Genomic DNA, 24,023 nt, shown 5'->3' on the forward strand with positions numbered 1-24,023 from the left:
GCACGCCGCAATGCGCTTGCATTCCGCGCCGCGCGCCACTACGTCAAAACGACAAAGCGAGGATCTGCCATGGCGACCGGACCGAACCGCATTCTCGACGAATTCGCAAAGATCATGACCGACGCCGCGGGTGCCGCGCAGGGCGTTCGTCGCGAGGTGGAGACGGCGTTCCGGGCGCAGGCCGAGCGCATGCTGAATTCCATGGATGTGGTGCAGCGCGAAGAATTCGAGGCGGTGCGCGAGATGGCGGTCAAGGCGCGGGAAGACAACATCCAACTGGCGACGCGCGTCGAGGCGCTCGAGGCCAAGCTCGCCGAATTGACCGGACAGGCCGCACCTGCGGGTGCCGCGAAGCCCCGCGCAAAAAAATAATCGTTAAACTTTTCCACATAGCGCGATCCGAAAAATCGCTTTGCCGTGAATCGCTTACCGGCATTGCATGAATCTTTGTGACAGCCACCTTTCCACATGCGGATGACGCGGCGCGAAAAATTGGGCTGTTCACGCGACTCCCGATCAATAGACTGAATTTGTTGCATGATTCGAAGCAGGGTCATGCGCCGGGCGGTGGGGTCCGGTTGGGTCTTTGCGTTGGAAAGTCCTGACCGTCCGAGTTCTAGACAAGATTGTTCGTTGTGTGTGCCCCGCGGAGCGTGTGGCGCTCCCCTGAACACAGGAAGCATTCATGGAACTCCTCGAACTCGAATTCTCCCGCGAAATCCACCCGGTGGACGTCATCGAGCAGGTGGCCCACAACAATGACTGGTCCTTCGAGCGCGCCGGCGACGACGAGATTTCGATTTCGGTGGCCGGCAGCTGGACCGACTATCACGTCTCCTTTTCCTGGATGGAGGATTTCGAGGCGCTGCATCTGGCCTGCGCTTTCGACATCAAGGTGCCGGAGACGCGCGCGCTGGAAGTGATGCGACTGTTGTCGCTGATCAACGAGCAGATGCTGTTCGGGCATTTCGACCTGTGGGAGCAGGAAGGCGCGATCATGTTCCGCCAATCGCTGTTGCTTGCCGGCGGGGTCGAGCCGTCGAGCCAACAGGTCGAGGTGCTTCTATCGTCGGCGCTCGAGGCCTGCGAATGCTATTTCCAGGCCTTCCAGTTCGTCGTCTGGTCGGGTACATCGGCCAAGGACGCGCTCTCCAGCGTGCTCTTCGAGACCCACGGAAACGCCTGAACCAAACCGATATCGCCGATGAGTTCCAGCAGCGAGCGCAAGCCCGAGATCAGCTTTGCCGATTTCGACCGTGTCGATATCCGTGCCGGCACGATCGTCGAGGCCGAGCCGTTTCCGGAAGCGCGCAAACCGGCAATCAAGCTGAAGATCGATTTCGGCCCGGCGATCGGTGTGAAGAAGTCGTCAGCGCAGATCACCAAATACTACGCGCCGGAAACGTTGGTCGGCCGGCAGGTCTTCGCGGTGGTCAATTTCCCGCCGCGCCAGATCGGTCCCTTCATGTCGGAGGTCCTGACGCTCGGCTTTCCCGATGAAGAGGGCGCGGTGGTGCTCGGCGCCATCGAGCGTAGGGTGCCGGACGGCGGGCGCCTATTCTAGGACGAGCCTAGGGCGACCCGGAGCCACCCTGTCCTGATCGGCGCGCTTACTTGGCATCCCCAGCGCTTCGTCGACCGCGTCGAGGAACATCTCGGCGCAGGCCGTCCAGCTGTAGCGCATGGCGCGCTGACGCGCTTCGGCGCGATCGACGTTGAGCGCCTTCATCGCCGCCTCGCCCAGGTCGTTCGACACGGCTCCGCCGACACCGTCGCCGACAATGTCGATCGGTCCGGTCACCGGATAGGCGGCCACCGGCGTTCCGCTGGCCAGCGCTTCGATGATGACGTTGCCGAAGGTGTCGGTGCGGCTCGGAAACACGAACACATCGGCCGAGGCGTAGATCTCGGCCAGCTCGTCGTTCGGGCGATGGCCGAGGAAATGCGCGTTGGGATAGCGCGCCTTGAGTTTTGCCAGTTCCGGTCCTTCGCCGACGATCACCTTGCTGCCGGGCAGGTCGAGATCGAGGAAGGCGGTCAGGTTCTTTTCGATCGCGACGCGGCCGACGCACAGGAAGACCGGGCGCGGAAATCCGGTTTCCTTGCGCTTGTCGGGCCGGAAATGGTCGGTGTCGACGCCGCGCGTCCAGGGCCTCAGCTTGTTGAAGCCACGCGCCGCGAGATCGTCCGCCAGCGATTGCGTGGCGACAAGCGTGCCCTGTCCGGAATTGTGGAAGTCACGCAGCCAGTTGTAGGCCCAGCTTTCCGGCACCGGCAGGCGGGCGCTGAGATATTCGGGAAAGCGCGTGTGGTAGCTGGTGGTGAAGGGGCGGCTGGCCTTGCGGCAGTAGCGGCGCGCCATGATGCCGAGCGGACCCTCGGTGACGATGTGGATGTGGTCGGCCTTGGCGGCATCGATCCGGCGCGCCACATGGCCCGGCGTCGTCAGCGCGAGCCGGATGTCGGGATAGGTCGGCATCGGCAAGGTGCGAAAGAGGTTCGGCGTCAGGAAATCGAGCTCGACGTCGAAGGGCTTCAGCGCCTCGGTGAGGCGTTCGAGCGTGTGCACCACGCCATTGACCTGCGGCTGCCAAGCGTCGGTGACCATCAGGATGCGCATGGAGATCCCGCTACGTATGACGGTCCATCGCCGCGATAACTCCCGGACGCGCCGGCGCGGTGCCGCAACGGCAGCCACGCGGCAGCTCGCGCCTCGCTCCAGCGCACCCGGGCAGGGGCGGGATCGAAGCGGGGCGGCAGAGCCGAATCAACAAGGGTCGCGCGCTTCATGCGCGCTCTTCACCATGATTTCATGACGGGCGGATGAAGCCTGTCTTGGCTCTGCTTACGCAGGCACCTTGATGACGGCGCGCAGGCCGCCGAGCGGACTGTCCTCGAGGCTGATGTCGCCGCCGTGGCTGCGGGCGATGTCGCGGGCGATCGACAGGCCAAGTCCGGTGCCGCTGGCGTCCAGGTTGCGCGCCTCGTCCAGTCGCAGGAATGGCTTGAACACCTCTTCACGCTTGTCGGGCGCGATGCCCGGCCCATTGTCGTCGATGGTGACGGTGAGCGAGCCATGGCTGTGGTTGGCGTGGACCTCGACGGCCTTGGCATAGCGGAACGCATTGCCGATGACGTTCGAAAGCAAACGGGCAAAGGCGTTCGGCCGCACATGCACGGCCGGATCGCCGGCCAGCGTCGTCGTGAGCTTGCAGCGACGCAATTGCGCTTCCTCGCCGAGCTTCTGGAAATAGGCGTTGAGGTCGAAGCGTCCGGTGTCCTCCGCGGACTCGCCACGGGCAAAGGCGAGATAGCCTTCCAGCATCGACTGCATGTCGTCGATGTCCTGGTTCAGCGCGGCCTTGGTCTCCGCTTTGCCGCCGGCCAGGGCCAGCTGCAGCTTGAAGCGGGTGAGGATGGTCCTGAGGTCGTGGCTGACGCCGGTCAGCATGGCGGTGCGCTGCTCGATCTGGCGCTCGATACGCTCACGCATCTGGATGAAGGCGAAGCCGGCGCGGCGAACCTCCTCGGCGCCGCGCGGGCGGAAATCGCGCGGCATCGGCCGGCCCTTGCCGAAACTCTCGGCGGCCTCGGCGAGCGTCAGGATCGGCCTGATCTGATTGCGCAGGAAGGGAATGGCGATCATCAGCAGAACCAGCGAGGTGCCGACCATCCAGATCAGGAAGATATGCGTATTCGAGGCATAAGCCTGGCTGCGCCGCACGAAGACGCGCAGCACTTTGCCTTCGAGCTGGACGCGGACCTCGACGACGTTCGAGTTGCCGACCGTGTCGATCCAGAACGGACGGTTGATCTGTCTCGTGATCTCCGACGACAGCGCCTCGTCGAGGATCGAGAAGAACGGCTTCGGGCCGGGCGGCGGCAACGGATCTGGCGGCAGCAGATCCACTTTCAACTGCATGCGGTCCTGGGCGATGCGGATGATGTTGGCGTAGTCAGCGTCGTGCGGATAGGTCTCCATCATGTCGATGACGGCAGCAATGTCCGAGATCGTCGCCTGCGACAGGCGCTGGGTGACCGTCTGCCAGTGGCGTTCCATGAAGACGAAGGCGATCACCGACTGCAGCAGGATCATCGGCGCGATGACGATGATCAGCGAGCGGGCGTAGAGCCGCTTCGGCATGTAGAGCGCGATCAAGCGCCAGAACCGGTTCCAGGCGCGCGGCATCGCCCTCAGCGTCCGCAGCGCGAGGTCGCCGGGGCCGCTCCCTTTCGGCTGTTCCAGTTGCGTGGTCGCCATTCGCCTTCCGCTCGTCGATGGCCTGTTCAGCAAAGGGCCTTCGACGGTAGTCTATTCGACGCTGAGCCGATACCCAATACCGCGCACCGTCTGCAGCCACACCGGATTGGACGGATCGCGCTCGATCTTGCGGCGCAGCCGGTTGATCTGCACGTCGATGGTGCGCTCGCCGACATCCGATTCATCGCCCACCAGCTCATGGCGCGGTATGGTCTCGCCCGCCCGCGCGGCGAAGATCGCGAGGATCTCCTGCTCGCGGTCGGTCAGCTTAAGCGCCTCGCCGCCGCGCTTCAATTCGCGCTTGGCGATCTGGAACGTGTAGGGCCCGAACACCAGCTGTTCCACCTTCGGCGTTGCGGCCGGGCCGCCACGGCGCAGGATGTTATTGATGCGCAGGATCAGCTCGCGCGGATCGAACGGTTTCGGCAGGTAATCATCGGCGCCGGCTTCCAGCCCGCTGATGCGGCTGTCGGTCTCGGACAGCGCCGTCAGCATCAGGATCGGTACGTTCTTCTCGGCCCGCAGCGCCTTGGTGAGATCGACGCCGGTTTCGCCCGGCATCATGACATCGAGCACCAGAAGGTCGAAGTCGAGGCCGGCGAGCTTGCGCCTGGCTTCGCCGGAATTGCCGGCGACAGTGACGCGAAAGCCATTCTCGGACAGATACTGCTTAAGCAGGTTGCGGATACGCGTGTCGTCGTCAACGACCAGAAGATGCGGCGCGTCATCGTCGGGCGCGGCCGGATGATCGACCTTCTCAATGGTCTCCATGGTTCTTCCCCGATGTTTGCGCAGGCACAATGTCGATCTGCGCTCTTAGTTCCGGATTGACCATCGCTTCCAGGAATCGCTCGATCGTGGCGCGTTCGGTGGCTCCGGAATCCTCCAATGCCGCACGGATGCGGCGCGACTGTGGCCGCGCCAGCGCCAAGGCCAGCGCGCGGCCCTTGGCGGTCGGGTAGAGCTCGCGCTGCCGGCGGTCGCGCGGGCCCTGCACCTGGACGATATGATCGGTGTCGATCAGCTGCTTCAAAACCCGCGCAAGGCTCTGCTTGGTGATCTTCAGCACATCGAGCAGCTCGGCGACGGTGAGGCCCGGCCTGCGGTTGACGAAGTGCAGCACACGGTGATGGGCGCGGCCGAAGCCATAGTCCGCGAGGATCTGGTCCGGGTCGGAGGTGAAATCGCGATAGGCGAAAAAGAACAGTTCGATGATGGCGAAGTCGATGCCGTCCTCATCGGCGATCGCCGTCCTGATCGGTTTTCCGGCTGCGGGGCTCGTCATCATTTCTCCATGCGAGGCGGGAATTATGTCAGTACTATTGACGTAATTCCCCGGCAATGATAATTTTTGACAAGCTTTTCGGCGGATTGCGAACGAAAAGGCAAGCGGAAGCCGTTTTTCCGGAACTTCCTGAGTTTGCCACGAATTGAATATCCGCCTACGCTTCCAAGCACTGGCCAGCGTTTCGGATCCTGTTCGGATCCTGTGATGGGGCCGGCACGAAGGCTATAAAAAACATAACGATTTGCGGGCACCCGCCCGCGGGAGGTTTCCATGGCATCCGTTCCCTTCGATCAACTGGACGGCTTCATCTGGATGAACGGCGAGTTCGTCAAATGGGCCGACGCCAAGATCCATGTGCTGACCCATGGCCTGCACTATGCCAGCGCCATCTTCGAGGGCGAGCGCGCCTACGGCGGCCAGATCTTCAAGCTGACCGAGCACAATGAGCGTCTGCATGAATCGGCACGCCTCTTGGGCTTCAAGATTCCCTATCCGGTCGCCGAGATCGACGAGGCCTGCCGGACGCTTTTGAAGAAGCAGGGTTTTCAGGACGCCTATGTGCGCCCGATCGCCTGGCGCGGCAGCGAGCAGATGGGCGTCTCGGCGCAGAACAACCGCATCAATTGCGCCATCGCCATCTGGCAATGGCCGAGCTATTTCGATCCCGCGCAGAAGCTCAAGGGCATCCGCCTCGATGTCGCCGAATGGCGACGGCCCGACCCGCGCACCGCGCCGTCCAAGTCCAAGGCCGCCGGCCTCTACATGATCTGCACGCTGTCCAAACATGCTGCCGAGGCCAAGGGCTATGCCGACGCCATGATGCTCGACTGGCGCGGCCAGGTGGCGGAAGCCACCGGCGCCAATATCTTCTTCGTCAAGGACGGCAAGATCCATACGCCGACGCCGGACTGCTTCCTCGACGGCATCACCCGCCGCACGGTGATCGGCCTGGCCAAGGACCGTGGTTTCGAAGTGATCGAGCGCGCCATCATGCCGGAAGAACTCGAAGGTTTCGAGCAATGCTTCCTGACCGGTACCGCGGCCGAGGTAACACCGGTTTCGGAGATCGGTCCATACCGATTCGAGGTTGGCGAGATCGCCAAGACCTTGATGAACGACTATTCTGCTGCGGTGCAACCAAAGCACGCGATCGCCGCAGAATAGCGAAAGTCACAGTTTTTTTGTGCAATAGGGGCGGTTTTCGGGCCGCCCTTTTTATTTAAGCTTTCATGCATTTGACTTTCGGACGGTTCGGCGTCTCATGATGGTGTCGGCCCTTGGAGGCAGGCGGCTATGGAGGGACTAGTTACATGGATACGAACACGCTCGTTGCGATCGTTATACAGGTGATTACGGGTATCATCGGTGGCCAAGCGGTCGGCGCGGCGCTCAAGCAGGCGGCGTTGGGTCAGCTTCCCAAAATCCTCGGCGGTGCCATCGGCGGCGTCGGCGGCGCGGCCATTCTCGGCAGCCTTCTCGGCGGCGGCACGGTCGATCCGGCGGCGGCCGCGGCAGCGGCAGGCGGACTTGGCAGCGCGCTCAACGTGCAGAACATCGTCGGCGGCGCCGGCGGCGGCGCGATCCTGACCGCCATCATCGGCGCGGTCATGGGTGCGATGAAGAAGTAAGGCCTGCCGCTTCAGGCTTCCAAATGGGCGGCTTCGGCCGCCCATTTTCGTTGCCGGGATATTTATGCCGGCCGGCAGTGGACGGCGTTTGCCGGCCTGTCTACATCAGGGCGACAACCGGAGCGGTTCGGACTTTTCCTGGAATTGCTCGAGAAAGGAAAGCCATGGGTCAGCTCAATGCCGGCATCGTGCCGGTCACGCCGTTCCAGCAGAACTGCACCATCCTGTTCGACATGGACGACAAGAACGGCGTCGTCGTCGATCCCGGCGGCGATATTGACCAGGTGCTCAAGGTGCTGAAGGACAATGCCATCAAGGCCGGCGCGATCTGGATCACGCATGGCCATATCGACCATGCCGGCGGCGCGATGGAGTTGAAGGATGCGCTGGGCATCGACATTATCGGCCCGCACGAAGCCGACAAGCCGCTGCTTGCCAATCTCGAGAACCAGGCCAAGCGCTTCGGCCTGACCGATCCGGTGCGTAACTGCGTGCCGGACCGCTTCCTCACCGAAGGCGAGACGGTGTCCTTCGGCGATCACGTGTTCGAAGTGCTGCATTGCCCGGGGCACGCGCCGGGCCATGTCGTCTACTACAACCGCGCGGCCAAGTTCGCGCATGTCGGTGACGTGCTGTTCCGCGGCTCGATCGGCCGCACCGATCTGCCTGGCGGCGACCAGGCCGCGCTGATCGCCTCGATCAAGGACAAGCTTCTGCCGCTTGGCGACGATATCGGCTTCATCTGCGGCCATGGACCGGGCAGCCGTTTCGGCGACGAACGGCGGACCAATCCCTTTCTCACCTGACCCGCATGCAAAGAAAAAGCGCCGCTGGAGGCGGCGCTTTTCTGGGCAGGGAACCCAGGCGGTGCTCAAAAGCTCCGCCTAGTTGGCGACGCAGAAATGCTGCTCGCCATCATTGCCGGTGAACGTGCCGGTACGCGAGTTGAAGGTGCGGTAGCGGTCCGAGCAATACTCATACCAGCCGCGGGTCCACGGCTCGGCATAGCGGTCGGCATAGACGACACGCGGCTGCTGCACGTAGTAGCGGCGCACCGTCCGATCGACATAGTAGTCGTCACCATAGGCCGGTTCGTAATAGCGTGGTCCGGGGTTGCTGAGCACGCTGCCGATCAGGGCGCCGGCCGCGAGGCCGACAACGCCAGCGGCAAGAGCGTCGCCGTTATGATGGCGATGATGGTGCCAGCGCCAGTCGTCAGCATTGGCCGCCGAGAAGGTGGCCAGGGTGGTCGCGGCAATGCCAACGCTCAGGATGGCGGTCTTGAGAAAACGGTTCATCTTCGGTCTCCTTCGCGCCGGCCCGCGCATTTTTTTGGGGATACGGACCGGCTTTAGAAAAGGTTAATAGAAGACCGTGGCTGAACGGAGGCTGAACGGAAATCGGCGTAAACGATTTTTCGTGGCCTAGCGGTTTTTCGAGGCTTGGGCACAGCCCGATACCGGGCGGGAGCGCCCCGCCTGACATAGCCTCCGTCGGATCCGTCGTGAGCCGGCTCAGCCGATCGACAGATTGACGGCCTTCGGACCCTTACCGCGCTTGTCCGGCTCGGTGTCGAATGTCACTTTCTGCCCATCCTCAAGACCGGGAAGGCCCGACGCCTGCACGGCCGAGATGTGGACGAAGACATCCTTTGCGCCATCGTCGGGCGTGATGAAGCCGAAGCCCTTGGCATGGTTGAAGAATTTGACGGTGCCGGTCTGCGGCATGGGAAACTCCTTTGATCCCATCAAGTCAAGTCTCGGGCCGGCAAATTGCCCGAGAGGAAATTTGTCCTTTATTTTAGCGTCATCGGCAAGAGAAAGTTTTCGCCTGCCGATCCAAGCATTTGCGCGCGAAAAAGGCGCGACGGTTCCGTCGCGCCTTCGCAATTTCGAGCCTGTCCAAAAGCCCGTTCAGGATCCTGCCGCATCATTGCATCCGCAAAGGACAGGCGATTGCGCCGATCAGGCGGCGCGCAGGTTGACCGCCTTCGGGCCTTTGCCCATGCGGTCCGGCTCGACGTCGAAGGTGACCTTCTGGCCGTCGACCAGCGTGCGCAGGCCGGATGCCTCGATCGCGGAAATATGGACGAACACGTCCTTGGCGCCGCCATCCGGCGTGATGAAGCCGAAGCCTTTGGTGGCGTTGAAGAACTTTACGGTACCGGTCTGGGCCATTGGGGAAACTCCTTCACCCGTGTCAGTCTTGTGGTTTGCCCGCTGCCTCGCGCCTTGGGCAAATCCCTGTGGTTGCTTCGGCGGTCATGCATTCGCGCATGGTCAAACCCCCCGCCGAAAAACGGGGTTGTCAGAGATTCACACTTATCGGGGAAAGGTCGTCCAAAACGTTCCGCTCTCCGGGTCGCAAATGCCCGAACGGGGAAATTTATTACACGGAAACGTGATGGTTGCAAGACGACGGTCGCGGGCGGCCCGCGGCGCGTCCAACGCTGGGCTTCGAGTAGACCCCGTGCCGGCACGGGTCATCGGCCAGAGAGGGGCCAAGCATGGGCCAGAGCGGGGCTGTCGGCCAAGGGCCTGGGGGCGCCACAAACGGTGGTTGCGTTTGCCGCGGGGAATGCGAGGATGTCGCGAGTTGGCATCACCGGGTCGGGATGAAGGAGGGACAGATGCGGTTTCTTGCGATCTCGCGTCAGGCCGCTGTCATTTTCATCCTGTCCGCGCTGCTGGCGGCCTGTACGGTGGTCGTCGACGATGGGCCCCGGCCGCGCCCGCCCAGGCCGCATCCGCAGCTCTGCACCATGCAATACCAACCGGTCTGCGCCCGGCGCGGCGGCGACCGCCAGACCTTCGCCAATGCCTGCCTGGCCGAACGGGAAGGGTATCGCATCCTGCGCGACGGTCCTTGCCGCGACGGCGGTGGTGGCGGCGAGCCGACATTCTGCACACGCGAATACGCCCCGGTCTGCGCCAGGCGCCATGGGCAAGTGCGCACTTTCCCGAACGCATGCGAGGCCCGCGCGGCGGATTACCGCGTCGTCGGCGACGGGCCGTGCTGAAAAGCAACGCGGTGTCCGGCTCAACAGGCGGGTATGGACACCGCAATGCGCGTGGTGTTGCTTAGCCTTGAATCTCTTGCCCGCATGGCTTAGGTCCGGCGGACCAACAAACACGGCAGGTTTCCCATTAACAGAGATCAAAGAAGAGCGGCGAATGCGGGCGGCAAGCCGGGAACGGCCAGCCCGCTCGATCCCTATGTGCAGCGGGCGCTGCAGCTGCACCAGGCCGGGCGCCGTCAGGAAGCCGAGGCGCTCTATCGGCAGGTTCTGGGGCAGCAGCCGAACCATGCCGCCGCCTTGCAATTCCTCGGACTGCTGCTGCACCAGACCGGCCGCAGCGAGGAGGGGCTCGAGCTCATCGAGCAGTCGGTGACGCTGCAGCCCAGGAATGCCGACTTCCTCAACAATATGGGCACCGTCATGCGCGACCTCGGCCGGGTCGCCGCCGCGGTCGATTTCTTTCGCGGCGCGGTGGATATCAAGCCGGACCAACTGGCCGCGCGCGACAATCTCGGCTCGTCGCTGAAGCAGCTCGGCCAGTTCGACGCCGCCGAGGAGATCTTTCGCGGCACGATCGGCCGCAACCCGTTCCATGTCCGCGCCCGCATCGGGCTTGCGGAAACGCTGCAGGAGGCCGGGCGGCTGGATGAGGCGATCAAGCTGTTCCGCGAGTCCTTGTCGATCCGGCCGAAGGACGCCGAGCTGCTCTACGGCCTGGGCGTGGCCATGATGGAGAAGGGCAAGCTCGACGAAGCCGCCGATCTTGCCCGACAGGCGGTGGCCGTTGTTCCGGGCATGGCCAAGGCCTGGCTGCTTTTGACCCAGGTCAAGCGTCAGACCGAACGCGACAAGGAGCTTGCCGGCATGGAGGCCGAGCATGCCAAGGCGCCACAGGGCAGCCTGGCGCGCATGCAGCTTTCCTTCGGTCTCGGCAAGGTCAATGACGACCTCAAGGACTATGGCCGCGCTTTCGACTATTTCGCCGAGGGCAATGCCATCCGCCGCCAGGGCATCGACTACGATCCGGTCCGCACGCGCGGCGAATTCGAGGCGATGAAAGCGGCCTTCGACAAGACCTTCTTCGAGAAGCACCGGACAAGCGATATTTCAGCCGACACGCCGATCTTCGTTGTCGGCATGCCGCGTTCCGGCACCACGCTGGTCGAGCAGATCATCGCCAGCCATCCGCAGGTCTATGGCGCCGGCGAGTTGAACATCTTGAAGACGGCCGTCGGAAAGCAGTTTCCGATGAGCATGCCGGGTGGATTCCCCGCCGGGATCGCCGACACGCCCGACAAGGCCTTCGCCGAGGCGGGTCAGGCCTATCTCGACATGCTGCATAGCCGCTATCCGGGCTACCGCCATGTCACCGACAAGATGCCGGGGAACTTCATGCTGGTCGGCTTCCTGCACATGATGCTGCCGAAGGCCAAGATCGTCCATTGCGCGCGCGACGCGGCGGCGACGTGCCTGTCGATCTTCAAGGTGCATTTCCGCGGCGACAGCCATCGTTACGGCTACGACCTAGGCGAGCTCGCGGATTTCCATAACCTCTACACCGACATCATGGCGCATTGGCACAAGGTGCTGCCAGGCGTCGTGCACGATGTGCGCTATGAGGATTTCGTCGCCGACCAGGAAGGGCAGACGCGGGCGCTGATGGCGCATCTCGGCCTGCCCTGGGACGACAAGGTTCTGTCCTTCCACGAGACGGACCGGCCGGTGCGCACCGCTTCCGCCGCGCAGGTGCGCCAGCCGATGTATCAGGGCTCGGTCGATCTGTGGAAGCGGTATGGGGATCGACTGAAGCCGCTGCTGGACAAGCTGCAGAACGGATAGAGCAAGCATTGAACCGGCAGGCCGCTTGCTCTGAGTCATCGCAGGGGTCCGCGATTAGCCGCTACCTCGCGACCTCGTCATTCCAGGGCGGAGCAAGGAGCGAAGCGACGCGCGCAGACCCTGGAATCCATGCCGTTACCTCGATCGAAACGTGCAACGGTGCAGAATTCTGGACCGCCGCGGCGCTTCCAAGTCACGGCATGGATCCTCGGGTCTGCGCAGGAGCTCCGCTCCTGCTCCGCCCGTGGATGACGACCGATAGGCTGTGATCAAAGCTCGATGAACGGCTGGAAGCCGCCGAAGATCATGCGCTTGCCATCGAAGGGCATGGCGGACCAGTCCATCTTGAGACGTTCATCGGCCATCACCTTGGCCATGACCGCGTCGCGGCTCCGTCTGGATTCGTAGACGACCCAGGCGAAGATGACGATCTCGTCGTCCTTCGCCTGTACGGCACGCGGAAACGAGGTCAGCTCGCCATAGGGCACGTCGTCACCGATGCATTCGACATAGGAGAGCGCGCCGTGCTCCATCCAAATCGGGCCCGCGGTGTTGGCCAGCTTCTTGTAGTCGTCGAGATTTGCCTTCGGCACGGCAATCACGAAACCGTCGACATAGGACATGGTGAAACTCCTTGGTTGGGCCCGGCTTTCCCTCCTCCCTTTGCGGGAGAAGGTGGATCGGCGCGCAACGCCGACTTGGATGAAGGGTGCTTCAGCCTGGCGCCAAGCTACCCCTCACCCGGATTGCCAGCCGATTTGCGAAGGGCAAATCGGGGCAATCCGACCTCTCCCACAGACAGGAGGAGAGGTGGACGGCTCACTTCACCGGCGCGTTCATCGCCCAGGCGATGCCGAAGGGGTCTTTCACCTGGCCCCAGCGGTCGCCCCAGAACATCACCTGCAGCGGGGTGACGACCTCGCAGCCGGCATCGACCGCCCGCTTCCACCAGGCGTCGATGTCGTCGCTGCCGAGATGGAGCTGCAGCGTATAGCCCTGCGCCGCCTGGTGCGGATGGCCGTGTTCCGGATAGGCGTCGCCCAGCATCAGCGTCGAGCCGTTGACGTAGAGATGGATATGCATGGTGCGGCCCTTGTCGTCCGGCGGATAGGCGAACACTTCCTCCGCGCCAAAAGCCTTCTTGTAGAATTCGGCGGCCTTGATGGCGCCGTCGACCTGCAGGTAGGGGGTCAGTCCGCCAAGGACCTTGGCGCGGGGCGGGGTCTGGTCGTTCATATTCGTGTTCCTCTTCACGGGTTTGACGTGGCTTGCGGCCCAAGGACGGACGAAGCGGCGGCGATCCTACATGCCTCCAGAAATTCTTCTTAAGCGCCTTGCCTTGAAGGCGCGCGGCCGCGGGACAATCGCATTGAAAGCATCATTTTATATGACCTTCGCCGAGAAGGTGCTGGCGCGGCGGCTTTCGCGCGTTTCGAAAATCTCCGGAAAGCCGATGTCCTTGCGCAGCTCTGCGGGCAGCGACAGCAGGATGCGCTCGCTGCGGTGACGGGCACGCGCCTCGGCATACCGGTTGGCGAGGCGGCCGATGGACGACAGTACCGACATGACAATTCTCCCTGGTTGATGCCGGCATCATCGTGTCGGCATCCCAAGGACGAGGCGGCAACAGGCGATCCGACAGATCGCTCCAAATCTTTTTCAGAACACCGATGCCGCCAGCGCGGTGTCGTAATACTCCACCATCTCGATGATCTCGCCGTCGCGGACCGTCCAGAAATTGGCGGTGCGCATGATGAGCTCCTCGCCGGTGGTACGGCGCGTCATATGGATCTCGACCTGCGCGGCAACCTTGTCGCCGCCGTCGATAATCTCGACCGGGACGAAGTGGCGGTATTCGAAGTCATCGTCGAGCGCCAGGAGCCTGGAGAGGAATTCCTGTTTGCCGTGCGCGGTGCCGGCATGACGCGATTGCCGGGGATCGGCAATCCAGCGGAACACGACATCCTCCGCGCACCGCGCCAGGGCACCCTCGATGTCGCGGTCCGCATAGGCTTTGTAGAGATTGCTGACGATTTCCACTGCACGCATGGCCCGTCCCCTCCATGGTTGAGCAATTCAGCATGCGCTTTTTTTAGCAGATGGAAAAGTATTGCCGGGCCGGCGGCGACGGCCCGGCGGGTGTATCGTCTCTCAGTTCGGCGTTTCGGCGACGGAGCGGAAGAACGCTTCCGGGTCGTCGACCTCGGTCAGCCGCCGCTTCTCGATCAGCCAGAAGCGGTTGCCGACGGCGCGGATGAAGGAGCGGTCGTGCGAGGCAAGCAGACAGCTTGCCTGATGCTTCAGCAACTCGTCCTCCAATGCTTCCTGGCCATCGATGTCGAGATGGTTGGTCGGCTCGTCGAGCAGATAGAAATTGGGGTTGGTCAGCCGCAATACCAGCATCATCAGTCTCGACCGCTGCCCGCCCGACAAGGCGCCGATCTTTTTGTCCTGCATCTCGATGACGACGCCGGCGCCGGCAAGGAGCGAACGCGCCCGCTGCTCGCCGATCTCGAACCGGCGCGAGACCATTGCCAGCGGCGTGTCTTCGCCATTGATGCCCGACAGCGCCTGGTCGCTGTAGCCGAGCACGGTCGACGGCGTCACCTTGATGTTCGCAATCGAGCCGGGTTCGGCAATGGCGTTGCGGATCATGGCGATGAAGCGCGTCTTGCCGACGCCGTTGCGGCCGAGCAGCACGATGCGATCGTCCTGGCAGATATGGCGCTTCCCGGTCCTGAATAGCAGTGTGCCATCAGGCGTTTCGACCGCCGCGTCCTCCAGCGTGATCAGCACCTTGGCGTGGGTGCCGCGGTTCGCCAGCCTGATCGCGCCGGCCGAGCGCTCGCGATGCGCTTGTACGGCGGCATCCTCCAGCTTCTCTGCCCGCTCCTTCAACTGCTTGGTCTTCACCGTCAAAAGGTCGCTGCCTGAATTGATGCCGATGTTGTTCAGCTTGGCGGCTTGGCTTGCGCAGCTGCTGGGCGATCTTCATGTCGCGCTCGAACTTGCGCGCCATCGAGGCGTCGAGCTCGTCGAGCGCATGCCTGGCGCGTGAATAGGGCAGAGCGAACACCGGCGACTCTTCGGGACGCAGGAACAGCGTGCGGTTGGTGACAGCGTCGAGGAAAGCGCGGTCATGGCTGGCGACGATCACAGGCACGTCGGGCGGCAGCGCATTCAGCCAGTCCTCCAGCTGGCCGATCCTGGCGAGGTCGAGATGATTGGTCGGCTCGTCGAGCAGAAGCACGTCGGGATCGGTGACCCAGACACGCGCGATCAGCGCCAGCCGCTGCCAGCCGCCGCTCAGCGCGCGCATCGGCCGGCCGCGCATGTCTTCCGGCACGTCGAGCGAGTCGAGAACCACGTCGACGCGCCACAACTCGCTGTCGCGCTGCTCGACCGGCAAGGCGTCGGCGACGACGTCATGGAAGCTGCGGTTGAGCAATGCGCCGGGAACGGATTGCTCGACATGGCCGACGCGCAGGCCGCGTGACCGGGTGATGTCGCCGGAGGTGGGTTCGAATTCACCGGCCAGGCATTTGAGCAAGGTGGACTTCCCACGGCCATTGGCTGCGACGATGCCCAGCCGGTCGCCGGCGCCGATGGTGAGGTCGAGGTTGGAGAAGAGCGGCGCACTCATGGTGACGCCGACAGATTTGAGGCTGATCAGGGCCATTCGATTTCTCTGGTCTTGCCGGAAAGTCCGGCTGATGCACTTTGACGGTGCGCCGGCTGATCAACGGATCAGCTTAGCGGCACCACGAAGGGCAGACCAAAAATCGAAACGGGAAAAACCCGGACCGTCCGGTCAGCCCTGCAAGCAAGCTCGCAGGGCGCAAATCGGGCCACGCTGACGATGGTGATCGATAGACACGCAGCCCTCCTTTCCAGAGTTCGAGTTGGGGTTGGGTACACCGGGGAGGGGGCGAATGGCAAGGGGCGGCGAAGTTCACAGCTGCAACGGAGTCGCCGCGTTCCTTCGCGCCCCCCTCTGGCCTGCCGGCCATCTCCCCCACAAGGGGGGAGATTAGCTGTCATAGGCGCCTCGCCAATCGCCAGCGTTGCAAGATGGAAGCCGGCGCTTCAGCCGCCAATCTCCCCCCTCGTGGGGGAGATGTCCGGCAGGACAGAGAGGGGCGCTGTCCCGCCAGCATCTCAACGTGTCTTGAACCGACCTTCGGAAATCAATGCCCTGGCCGTCCCGTCTTGCCCGGGCGACGCTTCTGGCGGCGCTCGTCGGCCGGGTCCTCGTAGGAGCCGATGCCCGAACGCTGGCGGACGATGGGTTTGCTGGGATCGTCGCGTTCCTTCGCGCCCCCTTCTGTCCTGCCGGACATCTCCCCCACAAGGGGGGAGATCGGCTTTGGCTTCGCCGGCACTTTTCCCTCGACGGGCTTTTCCGTCCGCCGCACCGTCATCTCGTCGAGTGAGTTCTTGCGGAACAACGGCTTGGTGCGGTCGCCGGGAATGCCGAAGTCGGAGCCGTGCGCTTCCTGCGCCGTCTGCTTCTTGAACAGCGAGCGCGATACGGCACCGGCCGGCGTCGTCATATCCGTGCCGGGGCCCATGTCGTCGAGCCAGGGCTTGGCGAAGAGCGGCTTCTTCAACGGCACGGCGCCGTCGGCGCCCATCTCGTCGAGATGCGGCTTGCGGAACATATTGGGTCGGGCAGCCTTTGCCGCCTCTTCGGCGGCGCGGGCTTCGTCGAGCCTGCGGAAACGCTCCTGCTCCTCGGCCGTGCGATGCCTGGCGACGCCCTTGTTGTGCTTGCCCTTCTCGCGGCCCGAGGCAGGACTTTGGCTTTCCACCTCGCGCGCCAGCGGATCGTCGGAGATGGCGAGCTCCATCTCGCGCAGTCGCTTGATCTCGTCGCGGACGCGCGCCGCCTTCTCGAAATCGAGATTGGCGGCGGCATCGCGCATCTGCTTGTCCAGCGCCTCGAGATGGGTCTTCAAATTGTTGCCGATCATCGCGCCGGCGTCGTCGGTGAACTGCGAGATGTCTGCGCGGACGTGGTCCTTCTCGTAGACCGAGTCGAGGATGTCGGCGATGCGCGACTTGACGGATTCCGGCGTGATGCCGTTGGCGGCGTTCCACTCCATCTGCTTCTCGCGGCGGCGGTTGGTCTCCGCCATCGCCCGCTCCATCGAGCCGGTGATCTGGTCGGCATAGAGGATGACTTTGCCGTCGACGTTACGGGCAGCGCGGCCGATGGTCTGGATCAGCGAGGTTTCCGAACGCAGGAAACCTTCCTTGTCGGCATCGAGGATGGCGACGAAGCCGCACTCCGGAATGTCGAGGCCTTCGCGCAGGAGGTTGATGCCGACCAGCACGTCAAAGGCGCCGAGGCGGAGATCGCGCAGGATCTCGATGCGTTCCAGCGTGTCGATGTCGGAATGCATGTAGCGGACGCGAATGCCGTTCTCATGCAGATATTCGGTGAGGTCCTCGGCCATGCGCTTGGTCAGCACGGTCACCAGCGTGCGGTAGCCGAGCCTTGTCGTCTCGCGGATCTCGCCGACGACATCGTCGACCTGGCTCTTGGCCGGGCGCACCTCGACCGGCGGATCGATCAGCCCGGTCGGGCGGATGACCTGCTCGGCGAAGACGCCGCCGGACTGCTCGAGCTCCCAACCGCCGGGCGTCGCCGAAACCGCCACCGACAGCGGACGCATGGCGTCCCATTCCTCGAAACGCAGCGGCCGGTTGTCCATGCAGGAGGGCAGGCGGAAGCCGTACTCCGCCAGCGTCGCCTTGCGGCGGAAGTCGCCGCGATACATGCCGCCGATCTGCGGCACGGTGACATGGCTCTCATCGATGAAGATCAACGCATTGTCGGGCACATATTCGAACAAAGTCGGCGGCGGCTCGCCCGGGGCGCGGCCGGTGAGGTAGCGCGAATAGTTCTCGATACCAGCGCAGGAGCCGGTCGCCTCCAGCATCTCCAGGTCGAAGCGCGTGCGCTGTTCCAGCCGCTGCGCCTCCAAGAGACGCCCAGCCTTTTCAAGCTCTTGCAGGCGGTACTTGAGCTCTTCCTTGATCGACTTGATGGCTTGATTCAAGGTCGGGCGCGGCGTCACATAGTGCGAGTTGGCGTAGATCTTGACGCTCTTCAGCTCGCCGGTCTTCTGCCCGGTCAGCGGATCGAATTCCGTGATGGACTCGATCTCATCGCCGAACATCGAGATGCGCCAGGCGCGGTCTTCCAGGTGGGCGGGAAAGATCTCGATCGTGTCGCCGCGCACGCGGAACGAGCCGCGCACGAAGTTGATGTCTTGGCGCTTGTATTGCTGGGCGACGAGGTCGGCGAGAAGCGAGCGCTGGTCGAGCCGGTTGCCGACCTGCATCTGGAAGGTCATCGCCGTGTAGGTCTCGACCGAGCCGATACCGTAGATGCAGGACACCGAAGCGACGATGATGACGTCGTCGCGCTCCAGCAGCGAGCGCGTCGCCGAGTGGCGCATTCGGTCGATCTGCTCGTTGATCGAAGATTCCTTCTCGATATAGGTGTCGGTCCGGGGCACATACGCTTCCGGCTGGTAATAGTCGTAGTAGGAGACGAAATACTCGACCGCGTTCTCGGGGAAGAACTTCTTGAACTCGGCATAGAGCTGCGCGGCCAGTGTCTTGTTGGGCGCCAGGATCAGGGCAGGACGCTGCGTCTCCTCGATCACCTTGGCCATGGTGAAGGTCTTGCCCGAGCCGGTGACGCCGAGCAGCACCTGGGTGCGGTCGTTCCGGTCGACGCCTTCGACGAGATCCTTGATCGCGGTCGGCTGGTCGCCGGCGGGCTCGAAATCCGACACCATCTTGATGGCGATGCCGCCTTCCGACTTTTCCGGCCGGGCGGGACGGTGCGGCGTCCAGAGCTGGCCGTCCTTGTGCAGCGGATTGCCGGATTCGATCAGCGCCGACAGCGCGGCTACGGTCGCGGTAACCCCGCTGGACGAAACCTGCTCTGCATCCTCCAGGCTGATGTCGAGTCCGGCCACCGGGTTGAGGCCGGCGGCGGCGCGCTCCTTGGCCGAGGCCGCTCCGCCCATCGAGGTGCCGCGCGCCGTCCGCCCGGGCGCCGAGGAGCGTTCGGGGATCTTCTTCGGGGCTTTCGCCTTCGGCTGCTTTTCCGCCTCGCGCTCGATCTGCCCGGCCCAATCGGAGATCGAGCCGGTCAGCGGCGCGCCGGTGAAGTCGGCCTGCGGCGCCTCGGCGAAGCCGCCGGGTTTCAGCGGCTCGGCGGCGTCGAGGAAGTCGGTCAGCGGGCTGCGCCGCTTCGGCGCGCCGTCTTGCGAAGGCGTCTTCTTGTCAGGATGTCTGGCCATGGGCCGAATATGGGTGGACTCGGCCGAAATGGAAAGAGGCGAGTGAAACGGCGCCGGTCAGGCGCGGACGCTGCTGACAGAAGGCTGTCAGGAGAGGCGTCATGATCCGATGGGGCAGGCTAACGCCGACTCAGGGTGCTCGCCTCCGCCAGAGGCGGGGAGAGGTGTCCGCGAAACGGACGGAGAGGGGGCTTCGTAAGGCGGAAGCCCTTCTCTTCGAGGCGCTTTCGCCACCCGAACCGGCGCTGCCCTCTCCGTCCCGGCTTCGCCGAGCCACCTCTCCCCCACGTCCGGCTACGCCATGCACACATCTTTCGTGGCTGGCGTGACTGATAAGGCCGAGGCTTGATTGCCACGTGGTTCCCCCAATCCGTCGCTGCTTCGCAGCGCCACCTTTCCCCCTCCGGAGGGAAAGGAAGGGAGCGCTGCTGGACAAGCGTTGACGGCAAAAAGCTTGGCGCCTTCCTCTACCCCGTCGATCGGGGGAGAGGTGGCTCGGCGAAGCCGAGACGGAGTGGGGGTCGACCGGCGCACCATAAGACAATGCATCCGCCAGCTGCCATGTACGCTATCGCCAAAGGCCAGCCGCTTGGAAATGTGTGCATCCCCTAGCCACGCGAGGAACCCAAGACTTAATTGAACCACAGCGCAAACGTTAAAAAGCCGGCGCCGGCGAACTCGCGCTGGATCTGGTCGAAATCGTCGCTGGTGAGGATCTTGCCGCTTTCGAGATAGGGCGCGATGCCGGGGCCGGTGATCGACAGAACGAGGTCGAAGGGTTTCGGCTCGTCGAAGAAGCGCTTCATGTTGATGCCCTTGCCGGCGATGCGGAAATGCGGCAGCAGCACGCGGCCTTCGAGAAGATCCTCGGCCATCGTGAGCGTGGCGAGCCAAGCGGTTACCTGCTCCTGGCCGACGTCGAGGCCGGTGAGGGGATTGGCGCCTTTCTGCTGCGGCCCGGGCAGCCATTCGCGGTCATTGTCGGTCTCGGCCAGGATCGATTTCCAGTCCTCGCGCGACAGCCGGATCATCTCCAGCAGATGGCGCCGCGAGGCCTGCCGGCGTTCCGGCTCGATCACCGGCCAGTTGACGAGATGCACCAGCGAGATGAAGTCGGCGAAGCGCCATTCCGAGGCGAACATGTTGCCGCTCATGCCGCCGTCCAGCGGCACCAGCGCGTCCTGCAGCGGCAGTTTGGCCCGCGGGAACAGCATGTGGAATGAGCCGTCGAACATGGCTCTGAAATCATGGGCCAGCCAGAAATCGGCCTGCGCCATCAGGAATTCGGCATAGCCCTGCAGCCAGAAACCGTCGGCGCGATCAAAGCGGAAGGTGAGCGAAGGCGCGGCAGCGCTCGTGTCGATGCTGCCATGCGCGAGCGAAGCCATGATCGCGGCGAAGCTTTCGTCGGGCGCGATGGCGCCGTCTTCGTTGAGATCGATACCAGCGCGGGTGAGGTCGACGACCATGCCGACGTCGGCGTTGGCCGGGACGGAACCCAGCGTTGCGGCGGATTTTTCCAGCCGGTCGCGGAAGGAGACCAGGATGGCGCGGAATTCTTCGTAGGTCAGCGGCTGCGGGTTGGGATTGTCGGGCACGGGCAGCTGCATCAGCGGCAGCATGAAGGATTTCGGGCTATCGAAGCCGTGGCGATGCAGGCCGCCGGCGAGGAGCTCGAGCGCGGTGAAGAACTCGCTGGCGCCGGCCGCATAGGCCGCTGCCGGGTCCTTCGCCGCTGACGCCTCCAGCGTCGACAGCGCCGTGTTCCGCTCTGCCACGCTCTTCGCCTCGAACAGGGACTTGGCTGCGTCCGGCATCTCCGCCCAGGCGAAGGACGCCGGCAGGAATGCTAACAAGGCTGCTGCAAGGACCATTATACGCATCGTCATCGCCCTCCATATGCGTCACGTCGCAAGCATACACGCATTTGGCTCGTGGCGTCGCCTAGCCCACGCCGATTGGCGGCCGGCTTCAATCGGCCGGGCAGACAGTCTAGAGAAAGCAAAACTGGACCTGCCCGTGTCGAATTATCCGCTTTCCTACAAGCTGTCCTGGCTGCCACGCCTGCTGAGACCGTCTCTCGGTGGCGACCGAAGCGGTTTTGTGGCGCCGGCGGCGAGGTTGATCGATCCGCCGCCCATGCGGACGGTGCGGCTGGCGTTTGTCGGCGACATCTCGGCGGTCGCCAACCGTAATGCGCCGGAATGCGATCCGACGATTGCTGGGCTGCTTTCATCCGCCGACCTCGTGGTCGGCAATTGCGAAAGCCCGATCGTCGAACGGTCACGCGCGGCGATGGGCACATGGCTCGGCACGCATCACGCGATGAGCGAGCGCTTTCTCGCGGACGCGCTCGCAGCTGCCGGCATCGCGCGCGACAGGCTCGTTCTGTCCCTGGCCAACAACCACGTGCTCGATCAGGGCATAGCCGGTTTCGTGGAAACGCTTGCGGCGCTCGACCGGCTCGGGATCCGGACGATCGGCACGGTTGCCGGCGGACCTGTCCAGAGTCATGCCGCCGGATCGCTGACCATCGGCTTCGCGGCCTTTACGCTCTGGCGCAACACCGACACCGCGCCGTTTGAGGAACGGATTTCGATGCAGACCGCCGAATGGCCCCGCGACGCCATGTCCGGCGTCGACCTTACCTGCGCGGTGCCGCACTGGGACTGGGAGTTCCGGCATTTTCCGCGCAAGGCGACGCGGGCGCTGGCGAGGCTGCTGGCGGATAAGGGCGCCGGGCTGATCGTCGGCCATCATGCCCATGTCGTGCAGCCAATCGAGCGCATCGGTCGCGGGGTCACCGCTTATGGGCTCGGCGATTTCCTCGGCACTGCCTTGGCCAGCACGCCATGGCCCGCACGCATCGGCTCGATATTCGTGGTCGACGTCAGCGCCGATCCGGCCACGCACGGTAGGATCGCCGCCTACCGGCAGCATTTCTTCATGCGACTGCGAGCAGGCAACCACGAGCGGCTGGTGCCGGTGGAGGCTCTGGGCGGCGCGCTCAAGCGGCGGGTTGCGGCCCGGCTGCAGGCGATTTTTCCTGCTCCCGGGGACTAGTCGCCGATCACCGCGGGCACAGGCGACTTTCGCGCAAAAGCCGCTATCATAAGCCGATCTTAGCGCCGACCGGGGATGGCCATGGAAGCAGCGGATTTCATGCCGAACGAGGCGGTGATCGCGGGCATCAGGCGCGGCATCGAGGAGTATGAGGCGAAACGGGCGTCGGCCCAGAGACAGGTCCGCTGGCGGGTACCGGTGTTCGTCGGCCTGGTCGCCGTCTTCGTCGCGCTGATAGCCTGGCTGTTCAACGCCGCCGCCGATCCGCACGAGCAATGGCTCTCGACGCCGCATGTCTTTCTCTATCTCGGCGGCATGATCGTCGCGGTGCTGCTCTATTTCCAGGCGCTGAGGCCGGCGACCCGGCTGCAGCAGTCCTTCCGCGATACGCTGCTGCCGATGATCTTCGGCTTCGTGCGTGATGTGCGCTATCAGCATGGCGTGCGGCCGAACTCCTTCGACAGGATGCCGCGCGAAACCGTCGCCGCTTTCAACCGGCAGAGCTTCGACGACGTCATTTCCGGGCGTTATGAGGATTTTCCCTTCGAGCTCTACGAGGCGAAGCTCTGGGAAGGCTCCGCCAAAAGCGAGACGACCGCCTTCAAGGGCGTCATTGTCGCCTTTGAGACCATCGAGCCGTTCCCGGGAACGCTGGTCGCGGCGCGCAAGGCCGGCAAGGTGGCGCATTTCTTCCGCGGCATGTTCGCCTCCAAGATGCAGGAGCTGTCATCCGGCGTCGAAGACCTCGATGACACCTATGAATTCCGCACCGACAATGTCGAGGCGGCGCGGCCTCTGGTGACCGGCCGGATGGCGCAGGCGCTGACCTGGCTGCGCGAGACATGGCCCTACGACCAGGCACGGGTGGCGCTCAGCGACAGCGACGGCTTTCTGCTGATGCCGCGATCGAAGAACTTCTTCGAGCTGCCGGATATTGCACAGCCGATCGACTACAACATTCATATCGCGCCGATGATCGCCGATCTCGGCGCCATGCTGGCCACCGCTGCGCTGGTGCGCAAGATCGGCGCGAGAGACGAAGCGCTGGATTAAGCTCAGCAGTCGAAGCCGAACCTGGTGCGCATGTCGTCGGCTTCTTCCTTCGACATCCTTTTGAACATCACGCAGGCGGTGAAGCTGCCGACCTGATGGCCGTTCCTGGTGTAGCCCCAGTCGGAAATATCGTCCCTGGTGAATTCGATGTTCTGGCCGAGCACGACGTTATGCACCTCGGCGGGCTGGTTCGACAGGATTCCGACAAATCCGGCTTCGGTGCGGCGAAAGGGCACGACCCAGAAATGCTCGGTGATATTGCCGTCCTTTACCTTCACCTTCAGCTTGAAGCGCGACGTGCCGGCCGGAGGGCTATCGGCGAGCGCGAGGAACTCGTCGAGGCTGGAAAGCGCCTGCTTTGTCGCGGCTGCCATTTCCGGATCGCCCGGAGCGAATATAGTCACGCGGTCGTCATTCGGATCGGTAGCCTGCGCGTCGGCCGTCGCCGGCGCCAATAGACAGACAAGACACAACGCGGCGCGAACAACCAAGGTCATCGAAGGGCCCCCCATTTTCGAAAGGCCGCTATCTTTCCGCATCGCGGGGATGT

General features: G+C 63.8%; 24 protein-coding genes and 1 pseudogene. 10 read left to right on the forward strand and 15 right to left on the reverse strand.

Annotated elements, in window-relative coordinates; genetic code table 11:
- The first annotated feature begins 69 nt into the window (after positions 1-69).
- The 3 genes from EJ072_RS24465 to EJ072_RS24475 all read left to right on the forward strand — a co-directional run bounded on the left by EJ072_RS24465 (position 70) and on the right by EJ072_RS24475 (position 1,564).
- Positions 70-372 carry an accessory factor UbiK family protein gene (locus EJ072_RS24465; protein WP_112126796.1) on the forward strand — a complete coding sequence of 101 codons (303 nt, stop codon included), beginning with the start codon at positions 70-72 and terminating at the stop codon, positions 370-372.
- Between the two features lie 313 nt (positions 373-685).
- A complete protein-coding gene (locus EJ072_RS24470; protein ID WP_040989643.1) occupies positions 686-1,186 on the forward strand; it encodes a YbjN domain-containing protein in 501 nt (166 codons plus the stop codon).
- An 18-nt stretch (positions 1,187-1,204) separates the two neighbouring features.
- Complete coding sequence (locus EJ072_RS24475) at positions 1,205-1,564, forward strand: tRNA-binding protein (protein ID WP_126081670.1); 360 nt, start codon at positions 1,205-1,207, stop codon at positions 1,562-1,564.
- On the opposite strand, the gene EJ072_RS24480 is transcribed toward EJ072_RS24475, so the two are convergent.
- The 4 genes from EJ072_RS24480 to EJ072_RS24495 form a co-directional block, all read right to left on the reverse strand.
- Entirely contained in the window at positions 1,556-2,620 is a 1,065-nt protein-coding gene (locus EJ072_RS24480; RefSeq protein ID WP_245466977.1) for a glycosyltransferase family 1 protein, read from the reverse strand. The genes EJ072_RS24475 and EJ072_RS24480 overlap by 9 nt on opposite strands.
- Positions 2,621-2,845: 225 nt before the next feature.
- The gene (locus EJ072_RS24485) at positions 2,846-4,261 is read right to left on the reverse strand and encodes an ATP-binding protein (RefSeq protein WP_126081671.1); all 1,416 of its coding nucleotides are present in this window, start codon (positions 4,259-4,261) and stop codon (positions 2,846-2,848) included.
- Positions 4,262-4,312: 51 nt separating this feature from the next.
- On the reverse strand, positions 4,313-5,032 hold the full coding sequence (locus tag EJ072_RS24490; RefSeq protein WP_126081672.1) for a response regulator transcription factor: 720 nt from the start codon (positions 5,030-5,032) through the stop codon (positions 4,313-4,315).
- Positions 5,019-5,546 (reverse strand): MarR family transcriptional regulator, encoded by a 528-nt coding sequence (locus EJ072_RS24495; protein WP_042647466.1) that lies wholly within the window; start codon positions 5,544-5,546, stop codon positions 5,019-5,021. The genes EJ072_RS24490 and EJ072_RS24495 overlap by 14 nt, the downstream gene beginning before the upstream one ends.
- A gap of 273 nt (positions 5,547-5,819) precedes the next feature.
- On the opposite strand from EJ072_RS24495, the gene EJ072_RS24500 reads away from it, so the two are divergent.
- The 3 genes from EJ072_RS24500 to EJ072_RS24510 all read left to right on the forward strand — a co-directional run bounded on the left by EJ072_RS24500 (position 5,820) and on the right by EJ072_RS24510 (position 7,983).
- On the forward strand, positions 5,820-6,713 hold the full coding sequence (locus tag EJ072_RS24500) for a branched-chain amino acid aminotransferase (RefSeq protein ID WP_126081673.1): 894 nt from the start codon (positions 5,820-5,822) through the stop codon (positions 6,711-6,713).
- Between the two features lie 146 nt (positions 6,714-6,859).
- Positions 6,860-7,177, forward strand: coding sequence for a hypothetical protein (locus EJ072_RS24505; RefSeq protein ID WP_126081674.1), 318 nt, complete (start codon positions 6,860-6,862; stop codon positions 7,175-7,177).
- A gap of 164 nt (positions 7,178-7,341) precedes the next feature.
- Positions 7,342-7,983 (forward strand): MBL fold metallo-hydrolase, encoded by a 642-nt coding sequence (locus EJ072_RS24510; protein WP_126081675.1) that lies wholly within the window; start codon positions 7,342-7,344, stop codon positions 7,981-7,983.
- Positions 7,984-8,061: 78 nt separating this feature from the next.
- Here EJ072_RS24510 and EJ072_RS24515 read toward each other — a convergent pair whose 3' ends face one another.
- The 3 genes from EJ072_RS24515 to EJ072_RS24525 all read right to left on the reverse strand — a co-directional run bounded on the left by EJ072_RS24515 (position 8,062) and on the right by EJ072_RS24525 (position 9,354).
- A complete protein-coding gene (locus EJ072_RS24515) occupies positions 8,062-8,475 on the reverse strand; it encodes a BA14K family protein (protein WP_126081676.1) in 414 nt (137 codons plus the stop codon).
- A gap of 216 nt (positions 8,476-8,691) precedes the next feature.
- Positions 8,692-8,904 (reverse strand): cold-shock protein, encoded by a 213-nt coding sequence (locus tag EJ072_RS24520; protein WP_006202521.1) that lies wholly within the window; start codon positions 8,902-8,904, stop codon positions 8,692-8,694.
- A gap of 237 nt (positions 8,905-9,141) precedes the next feature.
- Complete coding sequence (locus tag EJ072_RS24525) at positions 9,142-9,354, reverse strand: cold-shock protein (protein WP_006202520.1); 213 nt, start codon at positions 9,352-9,354, stop codon at positions 9,142-9,144.
- Positions 9,355-9,806: 452 nt separating this feature from the next.
- Between EJ072_RS24525 and EJ072_RS24530 the strand changes: the two genes are divergently transcribed.
- Complete coding sequence (locus EJ072_RS24530) at positions 9,807-10,196, forward strand: Kazal-type serine protease inhibitor domain-containing protein (RefSeq protein ID WP_126081677.1); 390 nt, start codon at positions 9,807-9,809, stop codon at positions 10,194-10,196.
- Positions 10,197-10,394: 198 nt separating this feature from the next.
- The gene (locus tag EJ072_RS24535; RefSeq protein ID WP_126081678.1) at positions 10,395-12,035 is read left to right on the forward strand and encodes a tetratricopeptide repeat-containing sulfotransferase family protein; all 1,641 of its coding nucleotides are present in this window, start codon (positions 10,395-10,397) and stop codon (positions 12,033-12,035) included.
- 269 nt (positions 12,036-12,304) lie between these two features.
- Here the strand turns inward: EJ072_RS24535 and EJ072_RS24540 are convergent, their stop codons facing one another.
- From EJ072_RS24540 to EJ072_RS24575, 7 genes and pseudogenes are all read right to left on the reverse strand, one after another.
- On the reverse strand, positions 12,305-12,658 hold the full coding sequence (locus EJ072_RS24540; protein WP_126081679.1) for a DUF1428 family protein: 354 nt from the start codon (positions 12,656-12,658) through the stop codon (positions 12,305-12,307).
- Between the two features lie 196 nt (positions 12,659-12,854).
- Positions 12,855-13,271 carry a glyoxalase/bleomycin resistance/extradiol dioxygenase family protein gene (locus EJ072_RS24545; protein WP_126081680.1) on the reverse strand — a complete coding sequence of 139 codons (417 nt, stop codon included), beginning with the start codon at positions 13,269-13,271 and terminating at the stop codon, positions 12,855-12,857.
- A gap of 147 nt (positions 13,272-13,418) precedes the next feature.
- A complete protein-coding gene (locus EJ072_RS24550) occupies positions 13,419-13,601 on the reverse strand; it encodes a hypothetical protein (protein ID WP_042645761.1) in 183 nt (60 codons plus the stop codon).
- A gap of 93 nt (positions 13,602-13,694) precedes the next feature.
- Positions 13,695-14,084 carry a nuclear transport factor 2 family protein gene (locus EJ072_RS24555; protein WP_126081681.1) on the reverse strand — a complete coding sequence of 130 codons (390 nt, stop codon included), beginning with the start codon at positions 14,082-14,084 and terminating at the stop codon, positions 13,695-13,697.
- A gap of 102 nt (positions 14,085-14,186) precedes the next feature.
- Positions 14,187-15,714: pseudogene (locus EJ072_RS24560) on the reverse strand (ABC-F family ATP-binding cassette domain-containing protein).
- A gap of 508 nt (positions 15,715-16,222) precedes the next feature.
- Positions 16,223-19,357, reverse strand: coding sequence for an excinuclease ABC subunit UvrB (uvrB, locus tag EJ072_RS24570; RefSeq protein ID WP_126081682.1), 3,135 nt, complete (start codon positions 19,355-19,357; stop codon positions 16,223-16,225).
- A gap of 632 nt (positions 19,358-19,989) precedes the next feature.
- The gene (locus tag EJ072_RS24575; protein WP_245466978.1) at positions 19,990-21,240 is read right to left on the reverse strand and encodes a hypothetical protein; all 1,251 of its coding nucleotides are present in this window, start codon (positions 21,238-21,240) and stop codon (positions 19,990-19,992) included.
- Positions 21,241-21,376: 136 nt separating this feature from the next.
- On the opposite strand from EJ072_RS24575, the gene EJ072_RS24580 reads away from it, so the two are divergent.
- Together EJ072_RS24580 and EJ072_RS24585 are read left to right on the forward strand one after the other, a co-directional pair.
- Complete coding sequence (locus tag EJ072_RS24580; RefSeq protein WP_126081684.1) at positions 21,377-22,420, forward strand: CapA family protein; 1,044 nt, start codon at positions 21,377-21,379, stop codon at positions 22,418-22,420.
- Positions 22,421-22,501: 81 nt separating this feature from the next.
- On the forward strand, positions 22,502-23,473 hold the full coding sequence (locus tag EJ072_RS24585; protein WP_126081685.1) for a DUF3137 domain-containing protein: 972 nt from the start codon (positions 22,502-22,504) through the stop codon (positions 23,471-23,473).
- A 2-nt stretch (positions 23,474-23,475) separates the two neighbouring features.
- Here EJ072_RS24585 and EJ072_RS24590 read toward each other — a convergent pair whose 3' ends face one another.
- A complete protein-coding gene (locus tag EJ072_RS24590; protein WP_126081686.1) occupies positions 23,476-23,970 on the reverse strand; it encodes a DUF2314 domain-containing protein in 495 nt (164 codons plus the stop codon).
- Between the last annotated feature and the right edge of the window lie 53 nt (positions 23,971-24,023).

The sequence above is a fragment of the Mesorhizobium sp. M2A.F.Ca.ET.046.03.2.1 genome (assembly GCF_003952425.1).
Classification (GTDB): domain Bacteria; phylum Pseudomonadota; class Alphaproteobacteria; order Rhizobiales; family Rhizobiaceae; genus Mesorhizobium.

Excerpts from the sequence above, each read along its gene's own strand:
- EJ072_RS24470 (WP_040989643.1), top strand. The coding sequence starts at position 686 with ATGGAACTCCTCGAACTCGAATTCTCCCGCGAAATCCACCCGGTGGAC.
- EJ072_RS24575 (WP_245466978.1), bottom strand. The coding sequence starts at position 21,240 with ATGCGTATAATGGTCCTTGCAGCAGCCTTGTTAGCATTCCTGCCGGCG.
- EJ072_RS24495 (WP_042647466.1), bottom strand. The coding sequence starts at position 5,546 with ATGACGAGCCCCGCAGCCGGAAAACCGATCAGGACGGCGATCGCCGAT.
- EJ072_RS24465 (WP_112126796.1), top strand. The coding sequence starts at position 70 with ATGGCGACCGGACCGAACCGCATTCTCGACGAATTCGCAAAGATCATG.
- EJ072_RS24525 (WP_006202520.1), bottom strand. The coding sequence starts at position 9,354 with ATGGCCCAGACCGGTACCGTAAAGTTCTTCAACGCCACCAAAGGCTTC.
- EJ072_RS24520 (WP_006202521.1), bottom strand. The coding sequence starts at position 8,904 with ATGCCGCAGACCGGCACCGTCAAATTCTTCAACCATGCCAAGGGCTTC.
- EJ072_RS24475 (WP_126081670.1), top strand. The coding sequence starts at position 1,205 with ATGAGTTCCAGCAGCGAGCGCAAGCCCGAGATCAGCTTTGCCGATTTC.
- EJ072_RS24550 (WP_042645761.1), bottom strand. The coding sequence starts at position 13,601 with ATGTCGGTACTGTCGTCCATCGGCCGCCTCGCCAACCGGTATGCCGAG.
- EJ072_RS24545 (WP_126081680.1), bottom strand. The coding sequence starts at position 13,271 with ATGAACGACCAGACCCCGCCCCGCGCCAAGGTCCTTGGCGGACTGACC.
- EJ072_RS24530 (WP_126081677.1), top strand. The coding sequence starts at position 9,807 with ATGCGGTTTCTTGCGATCTCGCGTCAGGCCGCTGTCATTTTCATCCTG.
- EJ072_RS24585 (WP_126081685.1), top strand. The coding sequence starts at position 22,502 with ATGGAAGCAGCGGATTTCATGCCGAACGAGGCGGTGATCGCGGGCATC.
- EJ072_RS24480 (WP_245466977.1), bottom strand. The coding sequence starts at position 2,620 with ATGCGCATCCTGATGGTCACCGACGCTTGGCAGCCGCAGGTCAATGGC.
- uvrB (WP_126081682.1), bottom strand. The coding sequence starts at position 19,357 with ATGGCCAGACATCCTGACAAGAAGACGCCTTCGCAAGACGGCGCGCCG.
- EJ072_RS24485 (WP_126081671.1), bottom strand. The coding sequence starts at position 4,261 with ATGGCGACCACGCAACTGGAACAGCCGAAAGGGAGCGGCCCCGGCGAC.
- EJ072_RS24590 (WP_126081686.1), bottom strand. The coding sequence starts at position 23,970 with ATGACCTTGGTTGTTCGCGCCGCGTTGTGTCTTGTCTGTCTATTGGCG.
- EJ072_RS24505 (WP_126081674.1), top strand. The coding sequence starts at position 6,860 with ATGGATACGAACACGCTCGTTGCGATCGTTATACAGGTGATTACGGGT.
- EJ072_RS24490 (WP_126081672.1), bottom strand. The coding sequence starts at position 5,032 with ATGGAGACCATTGAGAAGGTCGATCATCCGGCCGCGCCCGACGATGAC.
- EJ072_RS24555 (WP_126081681.1), bottom strand. The coding sequence starts at position 14,084 with ATGCGTGCAGTGGAAATCGTCAGCAATCTCTACAAAGCCTATGCGGAC.
- EJ072_RS24500 (WP_126081673.1), top strand. The coding sequence starts at position 5,820 with ATGGCATCCGTTCCCTTCGATCAACTGGACGGCTTCATCTGGATGAAC.
- EJ072_RS24515 (WP_126081676.1), bottom strand. The coding sequence starts at position 8,475 with ATGAACCGTTTTCTCAAGACCGCCATCCTGAGCGTTGGCATTGCCGCG.
- EJ072_RS24510 (WP_126081675.1), top strand. The coding sequence starts at position 7,342 with ATGGGTCAGCTCAATGCCGGCATCGTGCCGGTCACGCCGTTCCAGCAG.
- EJ072_RS24540 (WP_126081679.1), bottom strand. The coding sequence starts at position 12,658 with ATGTCCTATGTCGACGGTTTCGTGATTGCCGTGCCGAAGGCAAATCTC.